The 15,190-nt window shown below is 71.1% G+C and carries 14 protein-coding genes; 8 read left to right on the top strand and 6 right to left on the bottom strand.

Features of this window, described 5'->3' with window-relative positions; genetic code table 11:
* The first annotated feature begins 220 nt into the window (after nucleotides 1–220).
* Together ACWEF2_RS11870 and glgX are read left to right on the top strand one after the other, a co-directional pair.
* A complete protein-coding gene (locus tag ACWEF2_RS11870) occupies nucleotides 221–649 on the top strand; it encodes an OsmC family protein (protein WP_453814364.1) in 429 nt (142 codons plus the stop codon).
* A 451-nt stretch (nucleotides 650–1,100) separates the two neighbouring features.
* Complete coding sequence (gene glgX / locus ACWEF2_RS11865) at nucleotides 1,101–3,218, top strand: glycogen debranching protein GlgX (protein WP_453814362.1); 2,118 nt, start codon at nucleotides 1,101–1,103, stop codon at nucleotides 3,216–3,218.
* Here the strand turns inward: glgX and ACWEF2_RS11860 are convergent.
* On the bottom strand, nucleotides 3,215–3,619 hold the full coding sequence (locus tag ACWEF2_RS11860; RefSeq protein WP_453814360.1) for a hypothetical protein: 405 nt from the start codon (nucleotides 3,617–3,619) through the stop codon (nucleotides 3,215–3,217). The genes glgX and ACWEF2_RS11860 overlap by 4 nt on opposite strands.
* A gap of 195 nt (nucleotides 3,620–3,814) precedes the next feature.
* Between ACWEF2_RS11860 and ACWEF2_RS11855 the strand changes: the two genes are divergently transcribed.
* Both ACWEF2_RS11855 and ACWEF2_RS11850 read left to right on the top strand, forming a co-directional pair.
* A complete protein-coding gene (locus tag ACWEF2_RS11855) occupies nucleotides 3,815–4,537 on the top strand; it encodes a pyrimidine reductase family protein (RefSeq protein WP_453814358.1) in 723 nt (240 codons plus the stop codon).
* A 161-nt stretch (nucleotides 4,538–4,698) separates the two neighbouring features.
* Nucleotides 4,699–5,070, top strand: a complete 372-nt coding sequence (locus tag ACWEF2_RS11850) for a hypothetical protein (protein ID WP_453814356.1) — start codon at nucleotides 4,699–4,701, stop codon at nucleotides 5,068–5,070.
* A 23-nt stretch (nucleotides 5,071–5,093) separates the two neighbouring features.
* Here ACWEF2_RS11850 and ligD read toward each other — a convergent pair whose 3' ends face one another.
* Nucleotides 5,094–6,101 (bottom strand): non-homologous end-joining DNA ligase, encoded by a 1,008-nt coding sequence (gene ligD / locus ACWEF2_RS11845; protein ID WP_453814354.1) that lies wholly within the window; start codon nucleotides 6,099–6,101, stop codon nucleotides 5,094–5,096.
* A gap of 457 nt (nucleotides 6,102–6,558) precedes the next feature.
* Between ligD and msrB the strand changes: the two genes are divergently transcribed.
* On the top strand, nucleotides 6,559–6,960 hold the full coding sequence (gene msrB / locus ACWEF2_RS11840) for a peptide-methionine (R)-S-oxide reductase MsrB (RefSeq protein WP_453814352.1): 402 nt from the start codon (nucleotides 6,559–6,561) through the stop codon (nucleotides 6,958–6,960).
* Nucleotides 6,961–7,259: 299 nt separating this feature from the next.
* Here the strand turns inward: msrB and ACWEF2_RS11835 are convergent, their stop codons facing one another.
* The 3 genes from ACWEF2_RS11835 to hemG form a co-directional block, all read right to left on the bottom strand.
* Entirely contained in the window at nucleotides 7,260–7,865 is a 606-nt protein-coding gene (locus tag ACWEF2_RS11835; protein ID WP_453814350.1) for a hypothetical protein, read from the bottom strand.
* A 208-nt stretch (nucleotides 7,866–8,073) separates the two neighbouring features.
* Nucleotides 8,074–8,781, bottom strand: coding sequence for a hydrogen peroxide-dependent heme synthase (gene hemQ, locus ACWEF2_RS11830; protein ID WP_453814348.1), 708 nt, complete (start codon nucleotides 8,779–8,781; stop codon nucleotides 8,074–8,076).
* Nucleotides 8,778–10,229 (bottom strand): protoporphyrinogen oxidase, encoded by a 1,452-nt coding sequence (hemG, locus tag ACWEF2_RS11825; protein ID WP_453814345.1) that lies wholly within the window; start codon nucleotides 10,227–10,229, stop codon nucleotides 8,778–8,780. The genes hemQ and hemG overlap by 4 nt, the downstream gene beginning before the upstream one ends.
* A 136-nt stretch (nucleotides 10,230–10,365) precedes the next feature.
* On the opposite strand from hemG, the gene ACWEF2_RS11820 reads away from it, so the two are divergent.
* Complete coding sequence (locus ACWEF2_RS11820) at nucleotides 10,366–11,421, top strand: DUF4349 domain-containing protein (RefSeq protein ID WP_453814343.1); 1,056 nt, start codon at nucleotides 10,366–10,368, stop codon at nucleotides 11,419–11,421.
* 114 nt (nucleotides 11,422–11,535) lie between these two features.
* Here ACWEF2_RS11820 and hemE read toward each other — a convergent pair whose 3' ends face one another.
* Nucleotides 11,536–12,573, bottom strand: coding sequence for a uroporphyrinogen decarboxylase (gene hemE, locus ACWEF2_RS11815; protein ID WP_453814341.1), 1,038 nt, complete (start codon nucleotides 12,571–12,573; stop codon nucleotides 11,536–11,538).
* 684 nt (nucleotides 12,574–13,257) lie between these two features.
* Here hemE and ACWEF2_RS11810 point away from each other — a divergent pair.
* On the top strand, nucleotides 13,258–13,854 hold the full coding sequence (locus ACWEF2_RS11810) for a DUF3000 domain-containing protein (RefSeq protein WP_453814339.1): 597 nt from the start codon (nucleotides 13,258–13,260) through the stop codon (nucleotides 13,852–13,854).
* On the top strand, nucleotides 13,851–15,077 hold the full coding sequence (locus ACWEF2_RS11805; protein ID WP_453814337.1) for an HRDC domain-containing protein: 1,227 nt from the start codon (nucleotides 13,851–13,853) through the stop codon (nucleotides 15,075–15,077). The genes ACWEF2_RS11810 and ACWEF2_RS11805 overlap by 4 nt, the downstream gene beginning before the upstream one ends.
* The last annotated feature ends 113 nt before the right edge of the window (nucleotides 15,078–15,190 follow it).

Raw genomic sequence — 15,190 nt, 5'->3', positions numbered from 1 at the left:
ACCCGCCGTCATAGTTCTTATGTCCAGCACCAAGGGATCGATTACAGATGCCACCCGTACGGTCACGGAAAGTTGTGGCGGGTCACGGCGGGGGCGGTGCCGCGCGGCCCGGGTGGCGGCCGGAAAGACCGACGGCGACGGACGCTCCGGGGACGAACTCCGTGATCTCGGCGAGTAGGGTCGGTCGTGGTTAACGCTTCGTGATCGAAAGGACATCGGCATGGCGACGACACGCACCGCGACGACTCAGTGGAAGGGCGCGCTCCTCGACGGATCGGGCACCGTCTCGCTGGACTCCTCCGGGGTGGGCACATTCGACGTCTCCTGGCCCTCACGGGCGGAGAAGGCCAACGGCAAGACCTCGCCGGAGGAGCTCATCGCGGCCGCGCACTCCTCCTGCTTCTCGATGGCCCTCTCCCACGGGCTGGCGCAGGCGGGCACCCCGCCGCAGTCCCTGGAGACCCGGGCCGACGTGACCTTCCAGCCGGGTGAGGGCATCACCGGGATCGTCATCTCGGTCCGCGGCCAGGTCGAGGGGCTGTCGGCGGAGGAGTTCCAGCAGGCGGCCGAGACGGCCAAGGCCAACTGCCCGGTCAGCAAGGCCCTCGCGGGCACCACGATCAGCCTCAACGCCGAACTGCTGAGCTGATCACCCCCCGTCCGTGACCGCGCCCCGCCCTCCAGTGGCGCGGTCACGCACGGGGGAAGAGGGCGCCGAGCGCCCTCCGCCGTCCCGGTTCACCCCGCCCCACGACCGGTGAGCGCGCACGTCAGAGCCTCACCGCCGAGGTTCCACCAGTACCCGGGGACACATACACTCAAGGCCCCGCCCCACCGGGCAGACCATCCGAAGGCCAAGGCGCCCGACCTCGTCGTGCCCACCCCCCGCGGCCGTCCGGCGGAGGCTCGTCCCGTTCCGGCCGCTCACCGGCGATCAACGGAGCAGACGGCCTGAGAAGAGGACGTGACACCCCGTGGGCTCCCCCGCTCCCGCAGGACGGACCCGAGCCCGTCCGACCATTCGTGTTCCCCCGCCGGCAGGGCGACAAGAACGACGACACCCTGCACACGAGGGCTTAACTGAGGGAGAATAGGGCCACATGCGCGAGATCTGGCCGGGAGAGGCGTATCCACTCGGCGGCACCTGGGACGGCGCGGGCACCGGATTCTCGCTGTTCTCCGAGGTGGCGGAGCGGGTCGAGCTGTGCCTTTTCGGGGACGACGGCCGCGAGGAGCGCGTTGACCTGCCCGAGGTGGACGGGTTCGTGTGGCACGGCTACCTCCCGGGGATCACACCGGGACAGCGGTACGGCTACCGCGTGCACGGCCCCCACGACCCCTCGCGGGGCCACCGGTGCAACCCCGCCAAGCTGCTGCTCGACCCCTACGCCAAGGCCGTCGAGGGCGGTCTGACGTGGGACGAGTCGCTGTTCTCCTACTCCTTCACCGACCCGGCCACGCGCAACGACGACGACAGCGCCCCCTTCATGCCGAAGAACGTGGTGGTCAACCCCTTCTTCGACTGGGGCAACGACCGGCTTCCCCGCACGCCGTACCACCAGACCGTGATCTACGAGGCGCACGTGCGCGGGCTCACCATGCGCCACCCGGCGGTGCCCAAGGAGCAGCGCGGCACCTACGCGGGGCTGAGCCATCCGGCGGTCATCGACCACCTGCTGAGCCTGGGCGTCACCGCGGTCGAGCTGATGCCGGTGCACCAGTTCGTGCCCGAGCACGCGATGGCCGCCCGGGGGCTGACGAACTACTGGGGCTACAACACGGTCGCCTACCTGGCCCCGCACGCCGCCTACTCCGCTTCCGGGCAGCGGGGCGAGCAGGTGCTGGAGTTCAAGGCGATGGTGCGGGCGCTGCACGACGCCGGGATCGAGGTCATCCTCGACGTGGTCTACAACCACACGGCCGAGGGCGACCACATGGGGCCCACACTGAGCTTCCGCGGCATCGACAACACCGCCTACTACCGACTGCACGACGGCGACCGGCGCTACTACCTCGACTACACCGGCTGCGGAAACTCCCTCAACGTCCGCTCGCCGCACGCGTTGCAGCTCATCATGGACTCGCTCCGCTACTGGGTGCTGGAGATGCACGTCGACGGGTTCAGGTTCGACCTGGCCGCCGCCCTCGCCCGGGAACTGCACGACGTCGACCGGCTGAGCGCGTTCTTCGACCTGATCCAGCAGGATCCGGTCATCTCCCAGGTGAAGCTGATCGCCGAGCCGTGGGACGTGGGGCCCGGCGGCTACCAGGTGGGCAACTTCCCGCCGCTGTGGACGGAGTGGAACGGCAAGTACCGCGACAGCGTGCGGGACTTCTGGCGCGGGAACGGGTCCGCGCTGCCGGAGTTCGCCTCCCGGCTGACCGGCTCCGCCGACCTCTACGCCACCTCCGGGCGCCGCCCCGTGGCCTCCATCAACTTCGTCACCTGCCACGACGGGTTCACGCTCACCGACCTGGTCTCCCACAACCGCAAGCACAACGAGGCCAACGAGGAGAACAACCGCGACGGCACCGACGACAACCGGTCGTGGAACTGCGGCGCCGAGGGCCCGTCGGAGGATCCGGAGATCCTGCGCCTGCGCCGCCGCCAGCGCCGCAACCTCCTGACCACCCTGTTCGTCTCGCAGGGCGTGCCGATGCTGTCGGCGGGCGACGAACTCGGCCGGACCCAGGGCGGCAACAACAACGCCTACTGCCAGGACAACGAGGTCTCCTGGGTCGACTGGTCACTGGTCAACGAGGAGAGAGAGCTGCTGGACTTCGTCCGGAGCCTGTCCGAGCTGCGGCGCGGGCATCCCGTCCTCCAGCGGCGCAGGTTCTTCCACGGCCGCAAGGCGGACGACGGCACCCGGGACATCGTCTGGCTCACCCCCTCCGGCGAGGAGATGTCGGCCGCCGACTGGCACACCGGCTACGCCAAGTCGCTGACCGTCTTCCTGAACGGCGACGCCATCACCGAGCCGGGTGCGCGGGGCGAGCGGATCGTGGACGACTCCTTCCTCCTGCTCATCAACGGTCACCACGAGGACATGACCTTCACCCTGCCCGACGCGAGGTACGGGACGGAGTGGCAGGTCGTGATGGACACCGCCGACGAGGGGCCCGGGGACCCGCTCGCCGACCGGTCCCTGCGTCCGGAGACCGGGACCGCGGTGACCTCGCGCTCCATCCGGGTCCTGCGCTGCCGCCGCCCCTAGAACCCGCTCGCGACCGCCGCGCTGAGCAGCACCAGGACGAACGTGGTCACCCCCGCCACACCGTGCAGCAGGACGGCCAGGACGGGGAAGCGCTGCTCGGCGCCGCGCGCGTGCCGGCCCCCGCCCAGCCAGCGGGTGAACATGGCGAAGCCCAGCAGGGCGGACGCCGCGAGCACGCCGAAGGACAGCCAGGCGTAGGTCCGGTCGGCGGTGAGCACGTAGGTCACCCAGCACCCCAGGGCGGAGACCGCCAGGGCCGGGTGGGCGAAGACCAGCGCGGCGGGAAATCGGGTGACCTTCGTCGCCTGCTGCCGCAGCCCCCCGCCGGAGAGCCAGAGATGGAGCAGGTAGACCCCGAGTATCGCAGTGATCAACCATGTCACGATCGCGACCAGCCCCACACAACCTCCCCGATGTTCTGGAGGAATCATGTAACGACACCCGCCCGATGTCACTAGGAGCGTCTAATCCGTTATCGTCCGTGTTGGGAACGTTCCATACGGCCGCCATGCCGACCCCCGCCCGGCCATCCGGCCGGGCCCTCCGTACCGGCCCCCGCACCGGGGCAGGAGTCTCCGCTGTGCCAGGGTGGGGGAATGCGCCTCATCCATCCCTCGGTCTCGGACGACGTCGACCTCGCGCGGGCCTACGCCTATCCGGACGGCCGGTGTGTCCGGCTCAACATGGTGGCCAGCGCCGACGGCGGGACCTGGCTGGAGGGGCTGTCCGGCGGACTGTCGGGCGGCGGTGACCGGCGGATCTTCGGGGTGCTGCGCGGCCAGGCCGACGTCATCCTGGCGGGGGCGTCGACGGTCAGGGCCGAGGGGTACGGCCCGGCCCGGCCGAGGGAGTCGTGGCGTGAGCTGCGGCGGGGACGCGCGGCGGCCCCGCCGGTGGCCGTGGTCACCCGGCGGCTCGACCTGGACCTGACGGGCCGGCTGTTCGCCGAGGCCGAGCCGTACGCGCGGACCATCGTCGTCACCTGCGCCGCGGCGCCCCGCGAGCGACGTGAGGAGGCCGCCAGGCACGGCGAGGTGATCGTGGCCGGGGACGACCGGGTGGACCTGGCGGAGGCGGTCGGGCAGCTGGCCGCGCGTGGCCTGGAGCGGGTGCTGTGCGAGGGCGGGCCGAAGATCAACGCGCAGCTCGCCGCGGCGGACCTGGTCGACGAGCTGTGCCTGACGGTGAGCCCCATGCTGATCGGCGGCGACGCGGCCCGGGTCCTGAACGGCCCGGCATCGGTCACCCGCCTCCGGCTGGCCCACGTGCTGGAGGAGGACGGTTTTCTTTTCACCAGATACGTCCGGACGCCCGGCTGAGCGGGCGGGCAACGGGCCCGGCATCGGGACCGCCCGCACCGGCGCCCGCCCGCGCCCTCGGAGGTCCAAAGGCCCGGGACGGCGCCGCGCCCGGCGACATCCGAACCGGTTAAAACGGTGTTCGCATAGACACGAAGGCCAAGAAGCGTTATATCTCGAACATGGCACGATCATCATCATCGGGCGACGAGCTGCGAGCCGCCGTCGGAGCCCGCCGCGAGCTCGGCCCCGAGTACGAGGACTCCCTCATCGAGGGTTTCCTGGAGAAGGTGGACCTGGAGATCGACCGGCGGGTGGACGACCGGGTCGCCGCCCGTGCCAAGAAGGAGAGCCCCGCGATCCGTCCCTCGCTGGACGCCGGCCAGCGGCTGGCCCTGGCCATCATCTCCCTGGCGCTGGGCGTGCCGGGGACGGTGGGACTGGCCTTCGCCGATCTGGGCGACTCCCTGGGCTTCGTCCTGGTGCTCATGTGGGTGGGGATCATCGGGGTGAACGCCTCCTTCACCCTCGGCCGGCGGCACCGCTCCGGCTGACTCCCGGGCACGGACGCCCCCGGTCAGCCGTCCGCCTCGTCACGCGCCCTGCTGGGCTGGACGCGTTTCGGCTCACCGGGCATCTTCGGATAGGTCGGCGGATAGGGCATGTCCTCGCCTCCGTCACGCTCGAACCACTCCAGCAGAGGCTCGATGGAGAACGCCCGCCCGTCGATCGCGGCGTGCACGTCGCCCAGTTCGGCGAACCGGGCGGGGACCGTACGGATGTCGAAGTCGCGTGGGTCGGCGTCCACCAGCTCGTCCCAGGTGAGCGGGGCCGAGACCGGGGCGTACGGCCTGGCCCGCACCGAGTAGGCGGCCGCCAGGGTCCGGTCACGGGCGTTCTGGTTGTAGTCGAGGAGGACCCGCTCCCCCCGCTCCTCCTTCCACCACGCGGTGGTGGCCAGTCGCGGCAGGCGGCGTTCCACCTCCCGGACGAAGGCGATCGCACCGTGACGCACCTGGACGAAGTCCCAGCGCGGTTCGATCCGCACGCCGACGTGGACGCCCCGGCCACCGGAGGTCTTGGGAAAACCCGTCATACCGAGCTCCCCGAGGACCTCGCGGACGGCGAAGGCCACCTCGCGCGCCTGCTCGAACCCGGTGCCCGGCTGCGGGTCGATGTCGATGCGCAGCTCGTCGGGGTGGTCGACGTCACAGGAGCGGACCGGCCAGGGATGGAAGTCGATGGTCCCCAGGTTCACGCAGTAGGCGACGGCCGCGACCTCGGTCACGCGGAGCGTCTCGGCGGTGCGCCCGCTGGGGAAGCGGATCCCGACCGTCCTCACCCACTCCGGGTGCCCGGGAGGCACGCGCTTCTGGTAGATCTCCTCCCCCTCGATCCCGCCGGGACAGCGCCGGAGATAGGTGGGGCGGTCGTACAGGGCGCGCAGGACCCCCTCCCCCACGCTCAGGTAGTACTCCATCAGCTCACGCTTCGTCGCCCCGATCCGGGGAAAGTAGATCTTGTCGGGATTGGTGAGCTTGACCGTCCTGCCTCCGACGAGAAGCTCCGTGTGCGGCGACGCCATACGTCCGACCGTACTCTCCGTGACCGCTCACACCCGGTTCCGCCCCGGCCTCGTCCCGGAACCGTGCGGGCAGGGGGTGGGCGGGACGGGTGGGTCCGCCCCGGAGCCGCTGCGGCGGCGGGACCGCGCACTCAACGGGACGGACCGTATGACCACCCGTCTCGCTCTCCGGTCCCGGGCGCTGGCGCGCCACCCGGCCGGCGGCATTTCCAGCCGTCCAGTTGATCCTTGGACGACCTGACGGATGATCTCACCCCTCAACAGGAAGGCGAAATACCCCCCACATCTATAAAGACGCCAAATCGGGCATCAATGGATGCTTCACCCTCAAGATTTTTCCGAGTCCCGGCGGTCCGCCCCCCTCGGTGCCCTGGGAGAACGCCTCCCGGCGGTTCCGGACGGCGGCGTCCCCTCCCCTTCCACCGTCGACACCACGGGGAGCGCATAGGCTTGGGACATGGACAAGGTGGTCAAGAGCGACGCCGAATGGCGCGTCCAGCTGTCTCCCGAGGAGTTTCACGTCCTCCGCCAGGCGGGCACAGAGCGCCCTTTCACCGGCGAATACGTCGGCACCAAGACCGAGGGCGTCTACAGCTGCCGGGCCTGCGGAACGGAGCTGTTCCGTTCGGACACCAAGTTCGACAGTCACTGCGGCTGGCCGAGCTTCTACGAGCCGTCGAAGTCCGACGCGGTCACCCTGATCGAGGATCGCTCGCTGGGCATGGCCCGTGTCGAGGTCCGCTGCGCCACCTGCGACTCCCATCTCGGCCACGTCTTCCACGGCGAGGGCTACTCGACCCCCACGGACGACCGCTACTGCATCAACTCGGTGTCCCTGCGGCTGGAGCCCGCCGAATAGGCCCCGGACGGGCCCCGCGTCCACCGGGGACGCGTCCCGCGCCCCGGACACCGCAATCGACCTCGCGGGAAGGTGAGGACGACCGTTCGCCGGGTAAGGCGACATCACTCGTGGTATGCGAGCACCTCCGAAACGTGTTCTTGCTCAAGGAGCGGCCGTGCATCTCCGGCACAGGTGGGAGATCGTGGAAACCATCGGCAGAGTGATCACCCAGCGCTGCAGAATCTGCGGCAAGACCAGGGTCCGGGTGATCTGACCGGGCGGGAACGTTCCCGAATCCTCCGCCCCGGGCCGGGTGGCTATTTTCCGGGCTTGGGATGGGTGACACGGCAGTCGGAGTCACCGGGGCCAAGGATGTTGGCGAGGATGGGATTGCCGTTCTCACCGAACCTCGCCTGGACGAAGACCACCGGCCTGGGCTCGCCGAGTTCTCCGACGAGATAGTCCCGGCCCGTCTCGCAGAGCTTGAGGGCCTGCTTCGAGTTGCTCGCCGACTCCGGAAGGTTCGTATATATCCGCAGATAGCCACCCACTATCCGGATGTCCTTGAGCCGCTTGGTCGCCTTGTGGCCCACGAAGTAGGCGAGAGCCTTCCGGTCGGTGTGCTTGGACAGCCCCGCCGCGCGGGTCTCGTCCGCCCGCCGTACCTCCCCATCCGGTGATGTCCCGTCCGGTGTCACGGCCGCCGCCTGATCCTCCCCGCCGGTCTCCGGCACGATCACGTCGGCCGACGTGGCCTGCCACTGCGTCTGCGGCCTCGCCGGCAGCAGCGCCCCACCCAGGGCCAGCAGTGCGGTCGCCAGCGCGGCCACTCCGACCGAGATCTCCAGGATCCGCGTCCGGCTCCTCCTGCGGCGCCCGCCCGTCCTCTCCCCGGACCGTGCCGGCTCCTCGCCCCTTTTCAATCCTCGGCCTCACGTAGACGGGTGACTTTCCCCGAGTATTACAAATGCCGGGGGTCGTGGCTAACCCTTCGCCAGGGCGTTCCCGGCGTCGCCTCCCGGCGTCCGCTCTCCCGGAACTCCCTGGAACACCGGAACTCCCGGAAACGGCCGCCCCGGCGCCACCGGGCGCGCGCACCCGCGGCTTGCGGGCCCCGCGGTGCGCGGGCGGCTACGGCAGCGAGGCGATCAGCTCGCTGACCGGCTTGCGGATGCCGGTGTAGAAGGGGATCTCCTCCCGGGTGTGCCGCCGCGCCTCGGCCGCGCGCAGAGCGCGCATCAGGTCGACGATGCGGTGCAGTTCGTCGGCCTCGAAGGCGAGCATCCACTCGTAGTCGTTCAGGGCGAAACAGGCGACGGTGTTGGCCCGCACGTCGGGATACTCGCGGGCCATCTTGCCGTGCTCGGCCAGCATCCGGCGGCGGTCGGCGTCATCCAGGAGATACCACTCAAGGGAGCGGACGAACGGGTAGACGCTGACGTGCCTGCGCGGCTCCTCCTCCGCCAGGAAGGCCGGGATGTGCGACTTGTTGAACTCGGCCGGGCGGTGCAGCGCCATGGCCGACCAGACCGGCTCGGTCAGCCGCCCGAGGTCGGTGCGGCGGAACCGGGAGTAGGTCTCCTGCAGATCCTCGGCGGTGGGAGCGTGCCACCAGAACATGAAGTCGGCGTCGCCCCGGAATCCGGCCACGTCGTACAGGCCGCGGGTGACCACGTCCTTCTCCGCCACCTGGGCCAGGAGGTCCTCGACCTCGTCGGCCATGCCCTCCCGGCTGGCCGGGCAGCGCTCACGCAGCCTGAAGACCGACCACATCGTGTAGCGGATCACCTGGTTCAGGTCACGCGCCTTCGGCCGTGGATTCTCGTCCGTCGTCCTCACCCCTTTGTGAGTTCTGTCAGCGACTCGTCTTTCGGCTGCCATTCTCCCGCGGGATTCAGGTGGTCCAGAATCCGGGCCGCCGCGGTGCGCGCGGTGGAGACGCAGGCGGGGATGCCGAGGCCGTCGTAGGCGGCACCGCACAGGGCCAGGCCGGGCAGACCGGCGACGGCGCCGCGGATGCGGGCGATCCGGTCGAGGTGCCCCACGTCATACTGCGGCAGGGAACCGCCCCAGCGGGTCACGCGGGAGTCGCGCGGCACCCCGCGCACGCCCGTGACCTCGGCTGTCTCGGCCATCGCCAGCGCGACCAGCTCGGCGTCGTCACGCTGGAGCAGCGCCTCCTCGCCGAGGCGGCCGATGGAGCAGCGCAACAGGATCAGGCCGGGGTCCGCCTCGGCCAGGTGCGGCCACTTGACCGAGCTGAAGGTGGCCGCCTTGATCGGGCGCCCGTCGACGGGCGGGACCAGGTAGCCGCTGCCGGTCGGCGGCTCGGGGAACGCCTCCCGGGGGTAGGCGAGCGTGACGACGGCCATACTGGCGTATTCGATCCTGGCCAGTTCCGCGGCCGCCCGGGGCGCCTCCGCGGCCAGCAGGCGGCTCGCCGAGGGGGCGGGAACGGCGACGATCACCGCGTCGGCCTCGATGACCTCGGGCTCGGGCACCGGCCCGGCCACCAGCCGCCAGCCGGTCTCCGTCCGGCTCATCTCCCGGACCGTGACCCCGGTTCTGATCTCCGCCCCGGAGGCCGCGGCCACGGCTCCCGGCAGGGTGCCCATCCCCTGCCGGAGCGTGGTGAAAACGGGCCCGGCGTCCTTGGGCGTCTCGGCGACGATCTCCCGCGCGGCGGTCAGCAGCGACCGCTCCGAGCGGGCCGCGACCGCGATCCGGGGCATCGTCGCCTCCAGCGACAGCCGGTCGGCCCGGCCGGCGTAGACGCCGCCGAGCATCGGCTCGATCAGCCGCTCGACCACCTCGCCGCCCATCCGGGCGCGGATGTACGCGGCCACCGACACATCGGTGGTGACAAGCGTGGGCGGCAGGATCCGGTCCAGCGGCACCCGGGCGAGGCCGCCGGGGCTGAGGATGCGCGATCCGGCGAGCGCGATCAGGTCGGACGGGACACCCATGACCTGTCCCGAGGGCAGGGGCCGGAGCACGCCCCGGCTCAGAACGGCCGCCCGCGTGGTGCCGGGGTGCCGCAGCTCGTCGCCCAGGCCGACCAGCCGGGCCAGTTCCCCGCCCTCGGGCCGCCGTGCGAGCATGGCCTCGGCCCCGGCGTCCACCGAGACCCCCGCGACCTCGCCGGCGTGCAGCTTGCCGCCGATCCGCCGGGCACCGTCGAGCACGGTCACCCGGACGCCTTCGCCGCCCTGCCGCAGATACCACGCGGCGGCCAGCCCCGCGATCCCCCCGCCGACGACCACCACGTGGCACCGGTTGCCTTCCATGTCCCCGACCGTACCGCCCCCCGTGCGCGCCCACGTTCCCGGCCGCCCACCCCGATGAGCGGGCGGTAAGGAGAACGTGACTCCATCGTGACTCCCGACCCCAAACCTCACCGGCGTGGCGCGCGTCATGAAGAGCATGAGCAGACTCCGGTACGGCTTACGCCTGGCGGCCCCCCTCGCGGGCACCGCGTTGTTCCTGTCGGCCTGCGGAGGCATGGCCCCGCAGTCCGTCTCCGACTCCGGCGGAGCCCCGGCCGTCGCCGCGGACTCCGCGGAGGGGACGGCGTACCAGGGAGGTGGCACGGCCGAATCCGTGGCGCGCGCCCCGGGCTCCACGACAGCGCAGGCGGCCGGGCAGACGAAACTGGTCCCGCAGGACCGGGCGATCGTCTACCGGGCCGACATGACGGTCCGGGCCAAGGACGTCGCCGTGGCGGCCGACAGGGCCCGGGGGGTGGTCACCACGGCGGGCGGCTACCTGGCCACCGAGAAGTCCCAGGCCAACTCCGGCGGCAAGGGGTCGGCGAGCCTGGTCTTCAAGATCCCGCCCGCGGCCTATCCCGGCGTGCTGGACCGCCTGGGCAAGGAGCTGGGCACCCGCGAGTCACTCCAGCAGGACACCGAGGACGTCACCGAGCAGGTGGCCGACGTGGAGAGCCGGCTGAAGTCGGCCAAGGCCTCTCTCGACTCGCTGCGCACGCTGATGGGAAAGGCCAAGACGATCGGCGAGGTGCTGAAGGTCGAGCGGGAGGTCTCCGAGCGGGAGTCCGAGCTTGAGTCGCTCCAGGCCCGGCAGAAGACGCTCACCTCACAGACGAGCATGGCGACGCTGACCCTGAACCTGATCGGCCCGGCGGTCGTGGTCCGCAAGGCCAAGAAGGAGCCGTCGGGGTTCCTCGGCGGGCTGCGGACGGGCTGGCGGGCCTTCGGCACGGCCGTGAAGGTGGGTCTGACCGTGCTGGGCGTGCTGACCCCCTGGTTGATCGTGGTGGTGCCGCTCTGGCTGCTGACGGCCTTCGTGCTGCGCCGCAGAAACCGCGGGAGCGGAGACGCCACCCGGGCCGCGTCGCGGCCGACGCCGGCCGACTCCGCCGAGACGGCCGACGCCGTCGGCCCCGGTCAGGGCGGCGGAGCGGCCGACCTCGGCGACCCGGGGCAGGAGGACGGGGCTGACCCGTCCGGACGGCCGTAGACCCGATCCGGCGGCGGCTCCCGCGACGAGCCGGCCGCCGGGCGGCGAGGCGTCCCCCCTCGCCGGGAAGGGAGCGTCCACCTCCGAAAGGCGGGGCTCCCCGCCGCGGGCGGGTCAGCGGGCGGAGGTCTCGTGCACGAAGTCCGTCAGACGGGCGAGCTGGTCGGGGTCGGTGGCGGGCAGCACGCCGTGGCCCAGGTTGAAGATGTGCCCCTCGGCCTTGGCCCCGCGGGCCAGGATGTCAGCCGCTCGGCGCTCGGCGACCTCCCACGGGGCGAGCAGGATCGCCGGGTCCAGGTTGCCCTGCAGCGCCTTGCCCGGCCCCACCCGCCGGGCGGCCTCGTCGAGCGGGACCCGCCAGTCGACGCCGACCACGTCGGCCCCGGCCTCGCCGAGCAGGCCGAGCAGTTCGCCGGTGCCGACGCCGAAGTGGATGCGCGGGGCGCCCAGACCGGCCAGGCCGGCGAAGATGCGACGGGTGTACGGCAGGACGAACTCGCGGTAGTCGTCGGGGGCGACGGCGCCGACCCACGAGTCGAAGAGCTGGACGGCCGAGGCCCCCGCGGCGAGCTGGACGCGCAGGAAGCCGAGCGTGATGCCGGTCAGCCGGTCCATCAGGGCGTGCCACAGGTGCGGCTCGCCGTACATCATCGCCTTGGTGTGGTCGTGGTTCTTGGAGGGACCGCCCTCGATCAGATAGGAGGCGAGGGTGAACGGCGCGCCCGCGAACCCGATGAGGGGGGTCGGGCCCAGCTCGGCGGTCAGCGCCCGGACGGCCTCGGTGACGTAGGAGACGTCGTCGGGCTCGATCGGGCGGAGCGTCTCGATCGCGGCGGCGTCCCTGATCGGCTCGGCCACCACCGGGCCGACGCCGGGCTTGATGTCAAGATCGATCCCGATCGCCTTGAGCGGCACCACGATGTCGCTGAAGAAGATGGCCGCGTCCACGCCGTACCGGCGGACCGGCTGCATCGTGATCTCGACGATCAGGTCGGGGGTGGCGCACGCGGTGAGCATGGAGACCCCTCCGCGCACGGCCCGGTACTCGGGAAGCGAGCGACCCGCCTGGCGCATGAACCACACGGGCGTGTGCGGGACGGGCAGGCGACGGCAGGCGCGCAGGAACGGAGAGTCGGCAAGCTCGGGAGTCACCTCACCAGGGTGCCATGCCGGGTGCCCGGTCCGCTCAGCAAGGCCGTTAGCGGATGTTCTGGGTACGAAATCGCCGGTTATTAAATGAGATCACACCTAACAACGCCTAGACAGCTTCAAGTCATGATGACGATAGGGTTCTACCCGTTTCGAGTGCTTCGTCCACCGGAAACCAATGTCAGCAGGCTTCCGACGACGCCGGACGGCGCAAAGCGATCATGTTTCCGGGTAAAGTTCCTTCCATCGACGAACACGGTCCCGGCCCCGGCTGATCCAAATGTTCGCCATGTCACCGCGCGGCATCGATTCCGGCACCACTTTCGGGACACGCCGAGCACGTTGCGCGGAAATGTCGGCGCGACGTGCCAACGTCGGACCACGACCCGACGAAAGGCCCGTGCGATGTCCACGATGTGGAGTTCACCCGAACACCGCGGTGAGCACTGTGCTTCCTGTGCCGACGAGCGGGTTTTCGACCAACCCTCCTGCCTCGACGGTCACCGAGCGGGCCACCGCCCCGAACGGGCCTGTGCCGAGCGCGGTCACGCACTGTTTCCCGGTGTCTCCGCAGACGGAGACACGTTCGTTCCCCGCCGACCGGCGGCAGTGGCTTGATCGGCTCCAATGGCTCCTACACACACCCCAGTGGTCCCCATGCGCTCAGTTCCGACTTACGCTTCCGATATGACCGTCGGTGACGCTCCGCCTGCTCCCGCCGCCTTCCAGCGCGCGGCGGCGAGCATGCGCCCCACCGAGGTCAGACCGGAGATCGAGCTGGAGGACATCCCAGCGCCACAGCGTCTCGCCCCCTACTCGGCCGCCATCGGCGCATCGGTCTACCGCGACGACGACGAGCTCGCGGTCGGCCGTCTCATCATGCTCTTCGACCCGGACGGCCAGCGCGGCTGGGAGGGCCGCTTCCGCCTGGTCGCCTACGTCCGGGCGGACATGGAACCGGAGATCACCGAAGACCCGCTACTCGGTCCCGTCGCGTGGAGCTGGCTCACCGAGTCACTCGACGCGCACGGCGCCACCTACGCCGCGGCCGGAGGCACCGTCACCAGGGCGGTGTCCGAAGGCTTCGGCAACAAGGCCGAAGATCCGGTGGCCACGGAGCTGGAGCTGCGCGCCTCCTGGTCTCCGCTGGAGGAGGACCTCTCCGGCCATGTCGCCGCCTGGTGCGATCTGATGTGCCTGGCGGCCGGCATACCACCCCTGCCACCCGACGTGGCGTCCCTGCCGCCACGCCGTCGCGAAGATCCGGAGTCCTTCCGAACGTGACCGACGAGACAACCATCGTTCCGCTGCTGGAGCCACGAGAGGGAATCCCACCCGTCATCGAGGACCCAGCCGACCTCGCACGTGCCGTACGTGCCTTCGCCCAGGGCACCGGGCCGGTCGCCATCGACGCCGAGCGGGCCTCCGGCTACCGCTACAGCGGCCGCGCCTACCTGGTCCAGCTGCGCCGCGCGGGCGCGGGGAGTGCACTGATCGACCCGGTTCACTGCCCCGACCTGTCGGAGCTCAACGCGGCCCTGGCGGACACCGAGGTGGTGCTGCACGCCGCCTCCCAGGACCTTCCATGCCTGGCAGAGCTCAACTTCCATCCCCGCGAGCTGTTCGACACCGAGCTGGCCGGGCGACTGCTCGGCTACGAGCGGGTCGGGCTGGGCATGATGGTGGAGAACGTCCTCGGTCTCCGGCTGGAGAAGGGGCACTCGGCCGCCGACTGGTCCACCCGCCCGCTGCCGGAGGACTGGCTGCGCTACGCGACCCTCGACGTCGAGGTCCTGATCGAGCTGAGGGACATCCTCTACCAGGAGCTCGACGCCGGCGGAAAGCTGTCGTGGGCACAGGAGGAGTTCGCCGCCGTGCTGGCGCACAAGTCCCCCACGCCGCGCTCGGACCCGTGGCGGCGCACCTCCGGAATCCACAAGGTCCGCTCACTGCGGGGGCTCGCCGTGGTCCGGGAGCTGTGGACGCTCCGGGACGACCTGGCCCGCGAGTCCGACCTGGCGCCGGGCCGGGTCCTGCCGGACTCGGCGATCGTCACCGCGGCCCTGGAGCTGCCCCGCACCACCAAGTCGCTCACCGACATCCCCCCGTTCACCGGCCGCAGCGCCCGCCGGCACCTGCGCGAGTGGCTGGCCGCGGTCGGCAGGGCTCGCGCGCTGCCGGAGTCACAGCTCCCGCAACCCAGCGCCCCGGGGGACGGGCCCCCGCCGGCCAACCGGTGGATGGACCGCGACCCGGTCGCCGCACGACGGCTGGCCGCGGTCAGGGCCGTGGTGGCCGCGCTCGCCGACGAGCACCACATGCCGACGGAGAACCTGGTCCAGCCCGACGCCGTACGCCGCCTGACCTGGGAGCCCCCGCCGGCCATCGACGACGAGACCATCGCGGCCCGGCTGCGCGAGCTGGGCGCCCGGGAGTGGCAGATCGGGCTGACCGCCCATCCGATGGCCAAGGCGCTTCTCCGGCTGGAGGCCAAGGGCGAGATCTGACAGTGACGACGATGTGAACGAGCGTCTCCTTCACGCCCCCTCGTCCGCTCCCAGGAGCGGCCTCAGCTCGACCGCGCAGAACCGGGCGCCCGGCAGGCGCCCGGCGATCTCGG

Source organism: Streptosporangium sp. NPDC004631 (assembly GCF_053601935.1).
This window is presented reverse-complemented; position numbering and strand designations above follow the sequence as displayed.

Excerpts from the sequence above, each read along its gene's own strand:
- ACWEF2_RS11870 (WP_453814364.1), top strand. The coding sequence starts at position 221 with ATGGCGACGACACGCACCGCGACGACTCAGTGGAAGGGCGCGCTCCTC.
- glgX (WP_453814362.1), top strand. The coding sequence starts at position 1,101 with ATGCGCGAGATCTGGCCGGGAGAGGCGTATCCACTCGGCGGCACCTGG.
- ACWEF2_RS11855 (WP_453814358.1), top strand. The coding sequence starts at position 3,815 with ATGCGCCTCATCCATCCCTCGGTCTCGGACGACGTCGACCTCGCGCGG.
- ACWEF2_RS11850 (WP_453814356.1), top strand. The coding sequence starts at position 4,699 with ATGGCACGATCATCATCATCGGGCGACGAGCTGCGAGCCGCCGTCGGA.
- ligD (WP_453814354.1), bottom strand. The coding sequence starts at position 6,101 with ATGGCGTCGCCGCACACGGAGCTTCTCGTCGGAGGCAGGACGGTCAAG.
- msrB (WP_453814352.1), top strand. The coding sequence starts at position 6,559 with ATGGACAAGGTGGTCAAGAGCGACGCCGAATGGCGCGTCCAGCTGTCT.
- hemG (WP_453814345.1), bottom strand. The coding sequence starts at position 10,229 with ATGGAAGGCAACCGGTGCCACGTGGTGGTCGTCGGCGGGGGGATCGCG.
- ACWEF2_RS11820 (WP_453814343.1), top strand. The coding sequence starts at position 10,366 with ATGAGCAGACTCCGGTACGGCTTACGCCTGGCGGCCCCCCTCGCGGGC.
- ACWEF2_RS11810 (WP_453814339.1), top strand. The coding sequence starts at position 13,258 with ATGACCGTCGGTGACGCTCCGCCTGCTCCCGCCGCCTTCCAGCGCGCG.